Consider the following 14,041-nt stretch of genomic DNA (forward strand, 5'->3'; position numbering starts at 1 on the left):
TGCTGCGCGACGGTGCCCGGGAGGAGTCCGCGCGCGCCGCGAACTACGCACCCGTCGTCGGTGCCGACGGGAAGGCGGTCATCATCCGCGATGCCGTCACCGGCGAGGAGTTCCCCTTCACCGCCGACGTCGTCGTCAACACGAGCGGCCCCTGGACCGACATCACCAATGACGCTCTGGGCACCCCCACCCGATTCATGGGCGGCACGAAGGGCTCGCACATCGTCCTCGAGAATGCGGAGCTGCTGGAGGCGACCCGCGGCAACGAGATCTTCTTCGAGGCGGCCGACGGTCGGATCGTGCTGATCTACCCGCTCAAGGGCCGCGTCATGGTCGGAACGACCGACATCGACGCCGACCCGTCGACGCCGACCGTCTGCACCGACGACGAGATCTCGTACTTCTTCGACCTCATCGCACAGGTCTTCCCGCACATCGCGGTCGACCGCTCGCAGATCGTCTACACGTTCTCGGGCATACGCCCGCTGCCCCGGCACGACGACCTCGCGCCGGGCTTCGTGTCGCGCGACTACCGCATCGAGAAGGCGCGCCTGGGCGGTGCCGCCGGCGTTCCGGTGATGAGCCTGGTCGGCGGGAAGTGGACCACCTTCCGTGCCCTCGCCGAGCACCTGTCCACCGAGGTGCTCGCTGCGCTCGGGCGTCCGCGCCGGATCTCGACGCTCGATCTCGCCATCGGCGGCGGCGCCGGATACCCGCGCACCGACGCGGACCGCTCGCGCTGGCTCGAGGCCCATCGTGGAGCGCACAGCGCCGCGTTCGCCGATCGCATGCTGGAGCGCTACGGCACCTACGCGACCGAGATGCTCGGAACGCTGCCGGTCAACCAGCGCCCCCTCGAGCACGCCCCGGGCTACTCGGCGGAGGAGATCGCCTTCCTGGCCGAGCGCGAGGAGGTCGTCACGCTCATCGATCTGCTGCTGCGCCGCACGCACATCGCGTTCGTCGGCGGCGTGACCGCCGACACCCTCGCCGAGGTCGCGGAGGCGGCTGCCCCCGTGCTCGGGTGGGATGCCGATGCCATCCGAGCCCAGATCGACAACGCGGCCCGCGAGCTCCAGGAGCGGCACCGCATCGATGTGGAAACCTCCCACCTGGCGCCCTTGAGCGCATGAGAGGCAGGAGGAGCCGCTTCTAGAATCCGGCGCGGCCTGACGCCGGCATCCCCTTCAGGTCATCCTTCCCACCCGGCGGCGTCGCCGGGGGAACCTCTGCAGAAAGGTCAATGCTGACATGCACGACATCAATCTCGGGCTCTACTTCGTGTCAGAGCTCGTCGGGACGGCAATGCTGCTCCTGCTCGGCGGTGGCGTCGTCGCCAACGTCATCCTCGCCAAGTCGAAGGGCTTCGGCGGCGGGACGCTGATGATCAACTGGGGCTGGGGCCTCGCGGTGTTCGCGGGTGTGCTCGTCTCCTCCTACTCCGGTGCACAGCTGAACCCGGCCGTCTCCATCGCCCTGCTGATCGCCGGCAAGATCGGCGTCGCGCAGTTCTTCGTCGCGATCGCCGCGCAGCTGGTCGGCGCGTTCATCGGTGCAGTGCTCTGCTGGCTCGCCTACAAGCAGCACTTCGACGAGGAGCCCGACGCGGCCACCAAGCTCGGCGTCTTCTCCACCGGTCCCGCCATCCGCTCCTACGGCTGGAACCTGATCACGGAGGTCATCGGCACCTTCGTGCTCGTGTTCGTCATCTTCGCGTTCGCCGACTACGGCGACGTGCAGATCGGTGTTCCGGGTGCGCTCGGACCGCTCACCGCCGTGCCCGTCGCCCTCCTGGTGGTCGGCATCGGCGCCTCGCTCGGTGGCCCCACCGGCTACGCCATCAACCCGGCTCGTGACCTCGGACCCCGCATCGCCCACGCGATCCTCCCGATCAAGGGCAAGGGCTCCAGCGACTGGTCCTACGCCTGGGTGCCGGTCGTCGGCCCGCTGCTCGGTGGCACGATCGCCGCGCTCGCCGCTCCGGCGCTGCTGCACCTCGCGCACCTCTGATCCCGTTCCCGATCCTCACTACAGACACCTAGACAAGGACGTCCACTCATGAGCGACTACATCATCGCCCTCGACCAGGGCACCACCTCCAGCCGCGCGATCATCTTCGACAAGAAGGGCTCGATCATCTCCGTCGGACAGAAGGAGCACGAGCAGATCATGCCGCGCGCCGGCTGGGTCGAGCACGACCCGATCGAGATCCGCGACAACATGCGCGAGGTCATCGGCATCGCGCTCGGTCGCGCGAACCTGACGCGGCACGACATCGCCGCGGTCGGCATCACGAACCAGCGCGAGACCGCCGTCGTCTGGGACAAGAACACCGGCATCCCGGTGTACAACGCGATCGTCTGGCAGGACACCCGCACGCAGCCCATCGTCGACCGGCTCGCGGGCGATGCGGGAGTCGAGCGCTACAAGGACATCGTGGGTCTGCCGCTCGCGACCTACTTCTCGGGCACCAAGATCGTCTGGATCCTGGAGAACGTCGAGGGTGCGCGCGAGAAGGCCGAAGCCGGTGATCTGATCTTCGGCACGACCGACACGTGGGTGCTCTGGAACCTCACGGGCGGCCCCGACGGCGGCGTGCACGCGACCGACGTCACGAACGCGTCGCGGACGCTGTTCATGGACCTGAAGACCCTCGAGTGGCGCGACGACATCCTCGCCGACTTCGGTGTGCCGCGCTCGATGATGCCCGAGATCCGCTCCTCCAGCGAGGTCTACGGCGAGGCGCGCGACACGTCGCTCCTGCGCGAGACTCCGGTAGCCGGCATCCTCGGCGACCAGCAGGCGGCGACGTTCGGCCAGGCGGCGTTCGATGCCGGCGAGAGCAAGAACACCTACGGCACCGGCAACTTCCTGATCTTCCAGACCGGAACCGAGATCGTGAAGAGCGAGAACGGTCTGCTCACGACGGTCGGCTACAAGCTCGGCGACGGGCCCGCCCACTACGCCCTGGAGGGGTCGATCGCCGTCACCGGGTCGCTCATCCAGTGGCTGCGCGATCAGCTCGGCATCATCTCCTCCGCCCCCGAGGTGGAAGAGCTGGCCAAGAAGGTCGACGACAACGGCGGTGTCTACTTCGTGCCCGCCTTCTCGGGTCTGTTCGCACCGTACTGGCGTCCGGACGCCCGTGGTGCGATCGTCGGTCTCACCCGCTACGCGAACCGCAACCACATCGCCCGCGCTGCGCTGGAGGCCACCGCCTTCCAGACGCGCGAGGTGCTGGATGCCGTCAACGCGGACTCCGGTGTCGACCTCACCGAGCTCAAGGTCGACGGCGGCATGATCGCCAACGACACGCTGATGCAGTTCCAAGCCGACATCCTGGGCGTTCCGGTCGTGCGGCCGGTGGTCGCCGAGACCACCGCCCTCGGTGCGGCCTACGCGGCCGGTCTCGCGGTCGGGTTCTGGAACGACCTCGACGAGCTGCGGGCGAACTGGCAGGAAGACAAGCGCTGGACGCCGAACGACGACGTCGCCGAGCGCGAGCGTCAGCTGCGCCTGTGGAAGAAGGCCGTCACCAAGTCGATGGACTGGGTCGACGCCGACGTGAACTGATCTCGCTCAGCGCGATACCCGGATCGGGGTCGCAGACGGTCGCCTCTCGCGAGGCATGACGACCGTGTGCGACCCCGATCTCGCGTGCGGGGCGATCCCGTGGCGGCGGGGGCGCTCACGTCGCGTTCCAGAGGTCGCGGTAGAAGCTCATGCGCTCGGCATCCGCGTCGATGCCGTAGCCGTCGAGCAGGGCGCGCTCCCAACCCGGCCCGTAGTTCCATTCGGTGCTCATGGCGGCGACCGCGATGTCGGCCCACCGGTCGGCGACGCCGAGCGCCCCGAGGTCGACGTGTCCGCTCCAGCGCCCGTCGCCCCCGATGAGCGTGTTCGGGCAGCAGGCGTCGCCATGGCACACGACGAGCCGGTCGACGACGGGGCCCTCGGTGAGCGCGACGGGCAGGCGGATGCCGCGGCGGCGGGCCGCGGCGACGCGCGCCGGCACCGACCAGTCGAACGGACAGTCCGCGACCGGGAGGGCGTCGTGCAGGGCGCGCAACCCCGCGCCGACGGCGGCCACCGCAGTCGCCGGCTCGCCGACCCACCGCGGGTCGACCGCCGACAGGCCCGGCAGCGCGCGCGTCACGAGCCACTCGTGATCGCCGGCCTCACCGTGCGTGACGACCTCCGGCACCGGCGTGTACGCGCGCGCCCAGGCCAGACGTGCCGCCTCGGCGGCCATCGTGGTCTCGAGGGTGCGGGGCGCGTACTTGATGTAGCGGCCGTCGTCGGTACGGAAGGTCACTCCGCCGCTTGCGTTGCGCCAGACCGGTGCGAGCCCGGCACCCGCCGCGAGGCGCCGCACCGGGACCGGGACCGGAACGTGCTCGCTGGGGATGCTCACGGCATCCATCCTGCCCCTCGCGCCCGCGGCGGCGTCCGTGGTGAGATGAACTGTGCCTACCTCTGTCGCCCGCCGTGTCGGCGTGCTCACCGCTCTCGACGACACCGACGGGCCGGCCATCGCCCTCGGGGATGCTGCCGCGCGTCACGTCCGCCTACGCCCCGACGGCCTGCAGCCCGCGCTCGGGGACGCCCCCGCCGGCTTCGTACCCTGGGGGCAGGTGCGCGCGGTGGTCGCTGACGTGCCCGCGACGTGGTGGCCGCATCCCGCCGTCGGCGACACCCTCGTGCCGCTGATCGAGGGCATCTTCGGCGGCTCGTCGGGAGAGATCTCCGAGACGCCGACCTTTCCCGTTCGGGTTACCACCGACGACGGGGCGGTCGTGGAGTGGCGAGCGACGCCGCACTACCTCTCCGGCTATCGGCGGCGGGATGCCGCGTTGGCCCGGCGCCTCGTCGATCACCTGGTCGCCGTGCCGGAGGCACGCGTGCTGCTCGCCCGTCCCGACGATCTGCTGGCGCGGCTGGGGGAGATCCTCCGAGCACACTGAGGTGGCATATTGAGACCTAGTACCGCGTATGCTGGCACTCAGTAGCACGACCCGTCGCTGAGCGACGGGAGCAGTCCGGACTTCGAAGGAGAATCCATGGATATCGTCGGCGCATCCGCGCTCGTCACCGGCGGGGCCAGCGGCCTCGGCCTGGCTACCGCGAGACGCCTCGCCGATGCGGGCGCGCACGTCGTGATCGTCGACCTCCCCACCTCCGCCGGCACCGAGCGGGCTGCGGAACTCGGCGGCACCTTCGCGGCCGCCGACGTCACCGACCCGACGCAGATCGCTGCCGCCGTCGACGCCGCCGTGGCGCAGGCTCCGCTGCGGGTGGTCGTCAACTGCGCCGGTATCGCTCCGCCCGCCAAGGTGCTCGAGCGCGACGGGTCGCCGAGCGATCTCGCACACTTCGAGCGCATCGTGCGTGTCAACCTCGTGGGCACGTACAACGTCATCGGGCAGGCCTCCGCCGCCATCGCGAAGACGGAGCCCACCGACGGCGGCGACCGCGGCGTCATCGTCAACACGGCCTCGGTGGCGGCCTTCGACGGTCAGATCGGCCAGCCCGCCTACTCCGCGAGCAAGGGCGGTGTGCACGCGATGACGCTGCCGATCGCCCGCGAGCTCGCGCGCTACGGCATCCGGGTGGTCACCATCGCCCCCGGGATCATGGAGACCCCGATGCTCGCCGGTCTCCCGGAGGCCGCGCAGCACAGTCTCGGTCAGCAGGTTCCCTACCCGGCCCGCCTCGGAAGGCCGGACGAATACGCGAGCCTGGTCGCCGAGATCGTGCGCAACGGCTATCTCAACGGTGAGACCATCCGCCTCGACGGCGCCATCCGGATGGCGCCGAAGTGACCGCCTCGATCATCCACACCCGCGACGGCGCGCTCGCCCGGCTCACGTTCACCGGGCCGCGTCGCTGAACGCCATGGGCTTCGAGATGGGCAGGCTCTGGCGCGACCTCGCCCACGAGATCACGCCGATCCCGACGGTCGGCGCCATCGTGCTGGATGCCGCAGGCCCCGCCTTCTGCGCCGCGGGCGACGTCGTCGAGATGGCGGCCTCCGGCTCGAGCGGCGACGACATCACAGCGATGGCACGCGTGATCCACGACGGCATCCTCACGTTCGTCGACTCCGACATTCCGATCGTCGCGGCGGTGCAGGGCGCCGTCGCGGGTGGGGGACTCGGTCTGATGCTCACGGCCGACTACGTTGTCGCAGGGCCCCGGGCGCGCTTCGTGAGCAAGTACGCCAATATCGGCCTCACCCCCGATCTCGGCGTCTCGACGCTGCTTCCGGCGGCGGTGGGGCAGACCCGCGCGCTGCGGATGCTGCTCGATGACCTCACCATCGACGCGGCCACCGCGCTCGAGTGGGGTCTGGTCGCCGAGATCGCCGACGACCCGGGTGCACGTGCCGGCGAGCTGGCCCGATTCTGGCTCGACGGCGCGACCGCGGCCTTCGGTCAGGCCAAGCGCCTCGTCCGCGCCGGCGCGCGTCGCGCCTTCGCCGACAACCTCGACGACGAAGCCCGCACGATCGGCGCCAGCTTCGACACCCCGCAGGCGAAGGCCCGGGTCGCGGCGTTCGCCGCGGCATCCACCTCGCCCACCTCTGAAAAGGGACGCGCATGACTCTCGCCGGAAAGACCATCCTCATGTCGGGCGGCAGTCGTGGCATCGGCCTCGCGATCGCTCTGCGGGCGGCCCGCGACGGCGCCAACATCGCCCTCATGGCCAAGACCGACACCCCGCACCCCAAGCTCGCCGGCACCGTGCACAGCGCCGCGGCCGAGATCGAGGCGGCTGGCGGTCGGGCCCTGCCGATCGTCGGCGACGTGCGCAACGACGACGACATCACCGCTGCGGTGCTGAAGACCCACGGCGAGTTCGGGGGCATCGACATCGTCGTCAACAACGCCTCGGTGATCGACCTGTCCGGCTCGCTCGAGCTCGCCGCGAAGAAGTACGACCTCATGCAGGACGTCAACGTGCGCGGCACGTTCATGCTCAGCCGTGCCGCCGTGCCGATTCTGAAGGATGCCGAGAACCCGCACATCCTCTCGCTGTCGCCGCCCCTGAACATCACGCCGCGCTGGCTGGGTGCGCACACCGGCTACACCCTCGCCAAGTACGGCATGACGATGGCGACGCTGGGGATGGCTGCGGAGTTCGCGAAGGACGGCATCGCCGCCAATACCCTGTGGCCCGAGACGACGATCGCCACGGCCGCCGTGCAGTTCGCCCTCGGCGGCGACCGGATGATGAAGGTCAGCCGCACCCCCGAGGTCTACGCCGACGCGGCGTACGAAGTGCTCACGCGTCCGGCGCGCGAGTACACCGGTCAGACACTCATCGTCGAGCAGGTGCTGCGCGATGCCGGGGTGACGGACTTCTCCCGCTACGCGGCGACACCCGGCACGCCCGACCACGAGCTGTTCCCCGACATCTTCCTCTGAGCCCTGCGTTTCGACTCGTCGCTGCGCTCCTCGCTCAACGACCGGTGGTGTGACACCCGGTCTTTGAGCGAGCCGAGCGAGTCGAAACGCGGTGTCAGATCAGCCCGAGACGCGTCAGCGCGTTGCTGACGCCGTCCTCCAGCACGCCGGTGGTGACGAGGTCGGCCATCGCCTGCAGTTCGGGGTCGGCACCGCCCATCGCGACCGACGTGCCGACGACCTCGAACATCTCGACGTCGTTCCAGCTGTCGCCGATGCCGATGGCGTCGGCGGCATCCATCCCCAGCACGGCGAGCACCTCGGTGATCGCTGCGCCCTTGTTGACGCCCTGCTGGCAGATCTCGCCGTTCGAGCCGCCGGGCAGCGGGATGGAACCGGGGATCACGTGGAACTGCGGCCCCAGCTCGTCGGCGGCGCGGGTGAGCGTGTCGCTGGCCGTGCTGAGGAAGGTCGCCTTGACCACGGCATCGAGGTCGACCTCGTCCAGCGGCCGGTAGTGGTTGAGGAGGGCGACATCCTCCGAGGCGGCGGCCGCCGCGCGTTCGTCGACCGGGGGGTGGGTTCGCACGAAACGGCGGGCGTGCTCGAGCACGCCGGGGCTGACGTAGACGGTGCCGTCGGTCTGCAGGAAGTAGTGCGCACCGTGCTCTTCGAAGTACGCGATCATCCGGTCGACGAGGGGGCGCGGCATGAGGTGCGCGACGATCTGCTCGTCGCCGCGGACGGCGAAGGCGCCGCCGTTGGTGATGGCGCCGTCGACGGGGATGGCGCGCACCTTCGGGTTGATGTCGCCGGCCGAGCGACCCGTGCACAGGTACACCAGGTGACCGTTCGCGCGCGCGGCGGCGATCGCGACCGGCGTCGAGGCCGACATCTGGGCCCCGTGTTCGAGGATCGTCCCGTCGATGTCGATGAAGATGATGCGGCGGCGGGACGGGGATATCGACGAGGAGCTCACGGCATCCATTCTCCCGGGTGCGCCTGAACGTCCGGTGTCGCGACCGTCGCCGGCCCGAACCTCAGTGCTTCGGCCCGGTGACGAGCAGGATGCCGCCGAGCCCGATCATCATTCCGCCCCCGGTCGCGGTCAGCCGCTCGATGCGCTTCGGCGAGCGCGCGAACCACACGCGCGCCGCCGCGGCGGCGAGCACCCACATCGAATCGGACACGACCGCGAGCACCGCGAACACCAGGCCGAGCTCGAGGAGCTGCAGCGGCACCGCGCCGGCCTTCAGATCGACGAACTGCGGCAGCACCGCGACGAAGAAGGCGAGCGTCTTCGGATTGGTGACACCCACGACGAAGCCCTGCCAGAGCTGACGGGCGTGCCCGCGCGGCAGCCCGGTCAGATCGGGTGCCGCCGCGGCGCTCTTGCGGTGGCGGATCGCCTGGATGCCGAGGTAGACGAGGTACAGCGAGCCGACGACCTTGAGGATCGTGAACAGCACGATCGACTGCGCTACGAGGCCCCCGACCCCGACCGCGACGAGTGCGACGATCGGGATGAGCGCGAGGCTCACTCCGGCGACGCTCAGCAGTCCGCCGGTGCGCCCGAGCGCGAGGGTACGTCCGACCGAGAACAGCACCGCCGGGCCGGGGATGAGAATCAGCACCAGCGCCGTCAGCGTGAACGCGAGCAGGTTCTCCCAGGGCACCATGGCGTCAGTCTAGGGGCGCGGTGCGCCCCCTCCTCGCCCACGCCTCTCGCCCAGAGCGGCTACGGTGGCAGCGATGGCTCCCTCCGTAGACCTGCGCTCCGCACTCCGCGACCGTCCCCTCGTGCTCGACGGCGGTCTCGGCACGCTGCTCGAGTCGCGCGGCAATGACCTGAGCGGTCGCCTGTGGTCGGCGCGGCTGCTGCGCGACGACCCCGACGAGGTCCGTGCCGCCCACGCCGAGTTCGTGGATGCCGGCGCGGACGTGCTCGTCACGTCCTCGTATCAGCTCGCGTACGGCATCGGCATGGACGACGACGAGGTCGACGACCTGCTGCGCCGCAGCGTCGCGCTCGCGAAGGGCGCGGGCGATGCGTTCGTCGCGGCATCCGTGGGCCCGTTCGGGGCCGTCCGCGCCGACGGCAGCGAGTACACCGGCGCGTACGACGTCGACGTCGAGACGCTGCGCACCTTCCACCGCCGCCGGCTGGAGGTGCTGGCCGAGGCCGGGGCCGACGCCCTCGCCATCGAGACGATTCCGAGCCGACTCGAGGTGCAGGCGCTCGCCGCCGAGCTCGACCGTCTCGGCCGCCCCGACCTGCCGGTGTGGATCAGCCTCTCCGCAGCCAGCAGTGGCTTCGTGGGTGCGGATCTCGCCGCCGCGCTCGCCGACGCGGCCGAGGTCGCCGGTGTCGTCGCGGTGGGCGTCAACTGCTGCCCGCCCGAGGCCGTGGCACCCGCCCTCGCGGCTGTGCCATCGGGCGTTGCCGGCATCGCCTATCCGAACTCCGGTGAGCGCTGGGATGCCGAGGCCCGCACCTGGGTGGGCGAGGGGGGTGTGCCGACCGCGCTGGCGAGCGCGTGGATCGCGGCCGGGGCCCGACTCGTCGGCGGTTGCTGCCGCACGACTCCGGCGCATATCGCGGCGCTGGCGGCGTCGCTGCGCTGACGATCACCGCGCTGCGTCCGGCGCCTCGGGTCAGACCAGGCCGTTACGGAGGAACGCGAGGGAAAGGCCGTCCTCGTCGATCGCGGCGGTGACCTGATCGGCGAGCGCTTTCACGCCGTCGACCGCATTGCCCATCGCGACGGCGGTGCCGACCGCGGCGAACATCTCGACGTCGTTCCAGTTGTCGCCGATGCCGACCGCATCGCGTGCGTCGAGGTCGAGCTCGGCGAGCAGCGAGCGGATCGCGGCTCCCTTGTGCACGCCGCGGGGCGCGATCTCGCCCGAGGCCGCGAACGCGACCGGAATGGTGCCCCCGACGACCTCGAAGTCATCCGCCAGCTCGGTCAGCGCGCGCGCCGCGGCATCCTCGTCGTCGGTCACGAACACGAGCTTCGCGAGGAGCGTCGGATCGATCTCGTGCGGCTCGCGGAAGACCTTGCCGGGAAGGCCGGCGGCCCCGAACCTCTCGGCGAAGAGCGCGGACAGCTCCGCCGAGCCGAACAGCTGGTCGTACGACTGGAAGTATCCGTGCAGGTCGTTGTCGACCAGATAGCGCTGCAAGCGCGCGACCTCGTCGGGGGTGAACAGGGTGGCGGACACGATCCGCCCGCCGAGGCTGGCGAACGCGCCGCCGTTGGTCACGGCGCCGTCGAAGCCGATGTCCATGAGCTCGTCGTGCAGTTCCGCCGTGCCGCGCCCCGTGCTCAGGAACACCAGGTGTCCCCGAGCACGGGCGGCGCGGATCGCCTCCACCGCGGTGGGCGGGATGTGCCGGCCGCCGTGCATGATCGTCCCGTCGACGTCCAGGAAGATCGCACGTGTCCGGGCGGAGCCGACCGTCGCGGAGGAGGGGCGGGTCATACGGTCAAGGCTCCGCCGTTGGTGCGGATCACGTCGGCGTACCAGTGGAAGGACTTCTTCTTGTAGCGATCGAGGGTGCCCGACCCGTCGTCGTTGCGGTCGACGTAGATGAAGCCGTATCGCTTGCTGAGCTGGGCGGTGGATGCCGAGACCAGGTCGATGCATCCCCAGGAGGTGTAGCCCAGCACGTTCACGCCGTCGGCGATCGCCTCCCCGACCTGCACGAGGTGGTCGTTCAGATACGCGATCCGGTAGTCGTCGACGACCGTCTTCACGCCGTCGATCTCGACGAGCTCATCCTTCGCGCCCAGGCCGTTCTCCACGATGAACAGCGGCTTCTGCCACCGGTCCCAGAACTGGTTCAGCACCAGGCGCAGGCCGACCGGGTCGATCTGCCAGCCCCACTCGCTCGCCTCCAGCGTCGGGTTCGGCACGCCGCCCATGATGTTGCCCTCGCCCGTCACCTTCTTCGCGGGGTCGGCCGTGGCGGCGACGGACATGTAGTAGCTGAATGAGACGAAGTCGACGGTGTTCTGCAGATCCTCGCGATCCTGCTCCGTGATCTCGAGCTCGATGCCCTTCTCGCGAAGAGTCCGCAGGAAGTACCCGGGGTAGGCGCCGCGGGTGTGCACGTCGCCGTAGACCAGGTTGGAGTGATCGAAGGCCATGACCTCCCGTGCGTCGGCCGGTGAGGGCGTCAGCGGGTAGACCGGCATCGACAGCACCATGCACCCGATCTGGGCGTTCGGGGCGACCTCCCGTGCGATCCGGGTGGCCCGCGCCGAGGCGACGAGCTCGTGATGCATGGCCTGGTAGAGGGTCTGTGCGCTGAGCTGATCCTTCGGGGTGTTGATGCCGCCCGACATGAACGGCGCGTGCAGCAGCGAGTTGATCTCGTTGAAGGTCAGCCAGTACTTCACCCGGGCGCCGAAACGCTCGAAGAGGGTACGGGCGTAGCGCTCGTAGAAGCCGATGAGCCGGCGGTCGGTCCATCCGTCGTAGGTCTCGGCGAGATGCAGCGGCGTCTCGTAGTGCGAGATCGTGACGAGCGGCTCGATGCCGTGCTTCTCGAGCTCGTCGAGCAGGCGGTCGTAGAACGCCAGACCCTCCTCGTTGGGCTCCGTTTCGTCGCCCTTCGGGAAGATGCGGCTCCATGCGATCGAGAACCGGTACGTCGTGAAGCCCATCTCCGCGAACAGTGCGATGTCTTCGGCGTAGCGGTGATAGTGGTCGATGCCGACCAGCTTGAGGTTGTCGTCGGTGGGGCCCGCGGTGCGCGGGCCGACGATGCCGTGGGGCATGACGTCCTGGACCGACAGGCCCTTGCCCCCCTCGCGGTAGGCGCCCTCCAGCTGGTTGGCGGCGGTGGCACCGCCCCAGAGGAAACCCTCGGGGAAGGCGGGTGCGGTGGTGCTCATGATGATTCTCCTTGTGTCCGCGGTCACTTCGTCGCGGCGACCGAGTCGACCGACACGGCGGTGAACAGGGGCTCACCGTGGGCGATCGGGCCGGACGCGGCATCTGCGATGGCGGGGTACAGGTCGGGGTTGGTCACGATGACGGGGGTGGTGAGGTCGTAGCCGGCCTTCTCGATGGCGTCACCGTCGAACTCGACGAGCAGATCGCCGGCGGCCACCTGCTGTCCGGCGGCCACCTTCACGGAGAAGTGGGCGCCGCCGAGCTTCACGGTGTCCAGGCCGATGTGGATCAGCACCTCGGTACCGTCGGCGTGACGCAGACCGAACGCATGACCGGTCGGGAAGGCGGCGACGACGGTGCCCGCGAACGGCGCGTAGACGGCGCCGGAGCGCGGCTGGATCGCGACGCCCTGGCCGAGCGCGCCGTCGGCGAAGGCTGCATCGGCCACCTCGTTCAGCGCGATGACGGTGCCGTCGACGGGGGCGAGCACCGTGACGTCGTTCGCGGCGACCGGGACGGCGGCGGGTGCGGCGTCGTCGGCGGGCTCCTTGAATCCGACGATCACCACGAGCGCGAACGGCAGCACGATCGCGACGAGCAGGCCGAGACCGAGCATCACCATGTTGCCGTTGCCGAGCAGGGCGGTGATGGCGAGACCGGAGGGGACGACGAACGCCTTGGAGAAGACACCGCCCAGCGCGATGATCGCGCCGCCGAGGGCGCCGCCGGCGACGCCGAAGGCGAACGGCCGCTTGAGGGGCAGGTTGATGCCGTAGATCGCGGGCTCGGTGATGCCGGCGAGGAAGCCGGAGAGCGTCGCGGGAGCGGCGAGGGACTTGAGGTTCTTGTTGCGGGCGCGCACCCAGACGCCGGCGACGGCTCCCGCCTGGGCGAGCACGGCGGCGAACACGGGGCCGAGCAGGAGGATCTGCCCGGTCGTCTGGAACTCGACCTGGAAGACCGGTACGAGGCCCCAGTGCAGACCGAAGATGACGAAGACCTGCCAGAGGCCGCCCATGATCGCGCCGCCGGCCCAGGGCGCGACGTCCCAGACCCAGCTGACCGCGCCGCCGACGCCGCGCGAGAGCAGGTCGGAGATGGGGCCGATGACGACGAAGACGAGGGGAACCGCGATGAGCACGACGATCATCGGCGTGACGAAGCGGCGGATCGCGCCCGGCAGCTTCGCGTAGAGGAGCTTCTCGGCGTGGCTCTGCAGCCACACGATGATGATGATCGGGATGACGCTGGAGACGTAGCTGACCATCGTGAAGGGGATGCCGAAGAACGTGAGGCCCGGGGCACCGTTCGCGGCGACGATCGTCGGGTAGACCAGCGCGCCGGCGATGGCGAGCGAGGTCCATTCGTTCGCCTTGAAGTAGCGGGCGGCGGTGATGGAAAGGACCATCGGCAGGAAGTTGATGAAGGCGTCCGACAGCGCGTAGAGCACGACATAGGTCGACGAGGTGGCGTCGATCCATCCGAAGGTCGCCGCCGCCGACAGGAACGCCTTGAGCAGGCCGGTGCCCGCCAGCGTCCACAGTGCAGGCGTGAAGATCGCGGAGATCATCGAGATGAAGCGGTTGAACAGGTTGCCCTTTCGGACCTCGGNCGGAGCGCTGTCCTGGCCGCCGCCGACGCGGGAGATCTTGGCGATCTCCGCGAACACCTCGGGCACGTCGTTGCCGATGACCACCTGGTACTGGCCGCCGGCCTGGGCGACCGTGATG

General features: G+C 69.9%; 14 protein-coding genes. 8 read left to right on the top strand and 6 right to left on the bottom strand.

The genetic code is table 11. From position 1 onward, the window contains the following. The 3 genes from I5I_RS14880 to glpK all read left to right on the top strand — a co-directional run. Positions 1-1,133, top strand: a 1,133-nt coding sequence (locus I5I_RS14880; RefSeq protein ID WP_036321536.1) for an FAD-dependent oxidoreductase, incomplete at its 5' end; no start/stop codon positions are given. A 118-nt stretch (positions 1,134-1,251) separates the two neighbouring features. After that, positions 1,252-2,010: an MIP/aquaporin family protein gene (locus I5I_RS14885; RefSeq protein ID WP_036321539.1), complete on the top strand. Its 759-nt coding sequence runs from the start codon at positions 1,252-1,254 to the stop codon at positions 2,008-2,010. A gap of 48 nt (positions 2,011-2,058) precedes the next feature. After that, positions 2,059-3,573: a glycerol kinase GlpK gene (glpK, locus tag I5I_RS14890; RefSeq protein ID WP_036321542.1), complete on the top strand. Its 1,515-nt coding sequence runs from the start codon at positions 2,059-2,061 to the stop codon at positions 3,571-3,573. Positions 3,574-3,688: 115 nt separating this feature from the next. On the opposite strand, the gene I5I_RS14895 is transcribed toward glpK, so the two are convergent. Then, entirely contained in the window at positions 3,689-4,414 is a 726-nt protein-coding gene (locus tag I5I_RS14895; protein ID WP_036321566.1) for an aminoglycoside phosphotransferase APH(3'), read from the bottom strand. Between the two features lie 52 nt (positions 4,415-4,466). On the opposite strand from I5I_RS14895, the gene I5I_RS14900 reads away from it, so the two are divergent. The 4 genes from I5I_RS14900 (at position 4,467) to I5I_RS14915 (ending at position 7,427) form a co-directional block, all read left to right on the top strand. Next, positions 4,467-4,964 carry a hypothetical protein gene (locus I5I_RS14900; protein WP_036321545.1) on the top strand — a complete coding sequence of 166 codons (498 nt, stop codon included), beginning with the start codon at positions 4,467-4,469 and terminating at the stop codon, positions 4,962-4,964. 96 nt (positions 4,965-5,060) lie between these two features. Next, on the top strand, positions 5,061-5,822 hold the full coding sequence (locus I5I_RS14905; RefSeq protein WP_036321548.1) for an SDR family NAD(P)-dependent oxidoreductase: 762 nt from the start codon (positions 5,061-5,063) through the stop codon (positions 5,820-5,822). A gap of 85 nt (positions 5,823-5,907) precedes the next feature. Then, positions 5,908-6,603 (top strand): enoyl-CoA hydratase/isomerase family protein, encoded by a 696-nt coding sequence (locus I5I_RS14910; protein ID WP_239640136.1) that lies wholly within the window; start codon positions 5,908-5,910, stop codon positions 6,601-6,603. Further along, the gene (locus I5I_RS14915; protein WP_036321551.1) at positions 6,600-7,427 is read left to right on the top strand and encodes an SDR family oxidoreductase; all 828 of its coding nucleotides are present in this window, start codon (positions 6,600-6,602) and stop codon (positions 7,425-7,427) included. The genes I5I_RS14910 and I5I_RS14915 overlap by 4 nt, the downstream gene beginning before the upstream one ends. 94 nt (positions 7,428-7,521) lie before the next feature. Here I5I_RS14915 and I5I_RS14920 read toward each other — a convergent pair whose 3' ends face one another. Continuing rightward, entirely contained in the window at positions 7,522-8,385 is an 864-nt protein-coding gene (locus tag I5I_RS14920) for a Cof-type HAD-IIB family hydrolase (RefSeq protein WP_036321571.1), read from the bottom strand. Between the two features lie 61 nt (positions 8,386-8,446). Then, positions 8,447-9,085, bottom strand: a complete 639-nt coding sequence (locus I5I_RS14925) for a LysE family translocator (protein WP_036321554.1) — start codon at positions 9,083-9,085, stop codon at positions 8,447-8,449. 73 nt (positions 9,086-9,158) lie between these two features. On the opposite strand from I5I_RS14925, the gene mmuM reads away from it, so the two are divergent. Continuing rightward, positions 9,159-10,031: a homocysteine S-methyltransferase gene (mmuM, locus tag I5I_RS14930; RefSeq protein WP_036321557.1), complete on the top strand. Its 873-nt coding sequence runs from the start codon at positions 9,159-9,161 to the stop codon at positions 10,029-10,031. A 30-nt stretch (positions 10,032-10,061) separates the two neighbouring features. On the opposite strand, the gene I5I_RS14935 is transcribed toward mmuM, so the two are convergent. Genes I5I_RS14935 through I5I_RS14945 form a run of 3 tightly spaced genes read right to left on the bottom strand, consistent with a single transcriptional unit; the run spans position 10,062 to position 13,881 of the window. Beyond that, the gene (locus I5I_RS14935) at positions 10,062-10,892 is read right to left on the bottom strand and encodes a Cof-type HAD-IIB family hydrolase (protein ID WP_051039662.1); all 831 of its coding nucleotides are present in this window, start codon (positions 10,890-10,892) and stop codon (positions 10,062-10,064) included. After that, positions 10,889-12,310: a glycoside hydrolase family 1 protein gene (locus I5I_RS14940; protein WP_036321560.1), complete on the bottom strand. Its 1,422-nt coding sequence runs from the start codon at positions 12,308-12,310 to the stop codon at positions 10,889-10,891. The genes I5I_RS14935 and I5I_RS14940 overlap by 4 nt, the downstream gene beginning before the upstream one ends. A gap of 23 nt (positions 12,311-12,333) precedes the next feature. Then, positions 12,334-13,881: a glucose PTS transporter subunit IIA gene (locus I5I_RS14945; RefSeq protein ID WP_441295542.1), complete on the bottom strand. Its 1,548-nt coding sequence runs from the start codon at positions 13,879-13,881 to the stop codon at positions 12,334-12,336. Positions 13,882-14,041 lie beyond the last annotated feature (160 nt).

Origin of the sequence: Microbacterium sp. B24, assembly GCF_000333415.1 — a bacterium.
Taxonomy (GTDB): Bacteria; Actinomycetota; Actinomycetes; order Actinomycetales; family Microbacteriaceae; genus Microbacterium.

Coding starts and splice junctions, on each gene's coding strand:
- I5I_RS14885 (WP_036321539.1), top strand. CDS start 1,252: ATGCACGACATCAATCTCGGGCTCTACTTCGTGTCAGAGCTCGTCGGG.
- glpK (WP_036321542.1), top strand. CDS start 2,059: ATGAGCGACTACATCATCGCCCTCGACCAGGGCACCACCTCCAGCCGC.
- I5I_RS14905 (WP_036321548.1), top strand. CDS start 5,061: ATGGATATCGTCGGCGCATCCGCGCTCGTCACCGGCGGGGCCAGCGGC.
- I5I_RS14910 (WP_239640136.1), top strand. CDS start 5,908: ATGGGCAGGCTCTGGCGCGACCTCGCCCACGAGATCACGCCGATCCCG.
- I5I_RS14915 (WP_036321551.1), top strand. CDS start 6,600: ATGACTCTCGCCGGAAAGACCATCCTCATGTCGGGCGGCAGTCGTGGC.
- I5I_RS14925 (WP_036321554.1), bottom strand. CDS start 9,085: ATGGTGCCCTGGGAGAACCTGCTCGCGTTCACGCTGACGGCGCTGGTG.
- mmuM (WP_036321557.1), top strand. CDS start 9,159: ATGGCTCCCTCCGTAGACCTGCGCTCCGCACTCCGCGACCGTCCCCTC.
- I5I_RS14935 (WP_051039662.1), bottom strand. CDS start 10,892: ATGACCCGCCCCTCCTCCGCGACGGTCGGCTCCGCCCGGACACGTGCG.
- I5I_RS14940 (WP_036321560.1), bottom strand. CDS start 12,310: ATGAGCACCACCGCACCCGCCTTCCCCGAGGGTTTCCTCTGGGGCGGT.
- I5I_RS14945 (WP_441295542.1), bottom strand. CDS start 13,881: ATGATCTCCGCGATCTTCACGCCTGCACTGTGGACGCTGGCGGGCACC.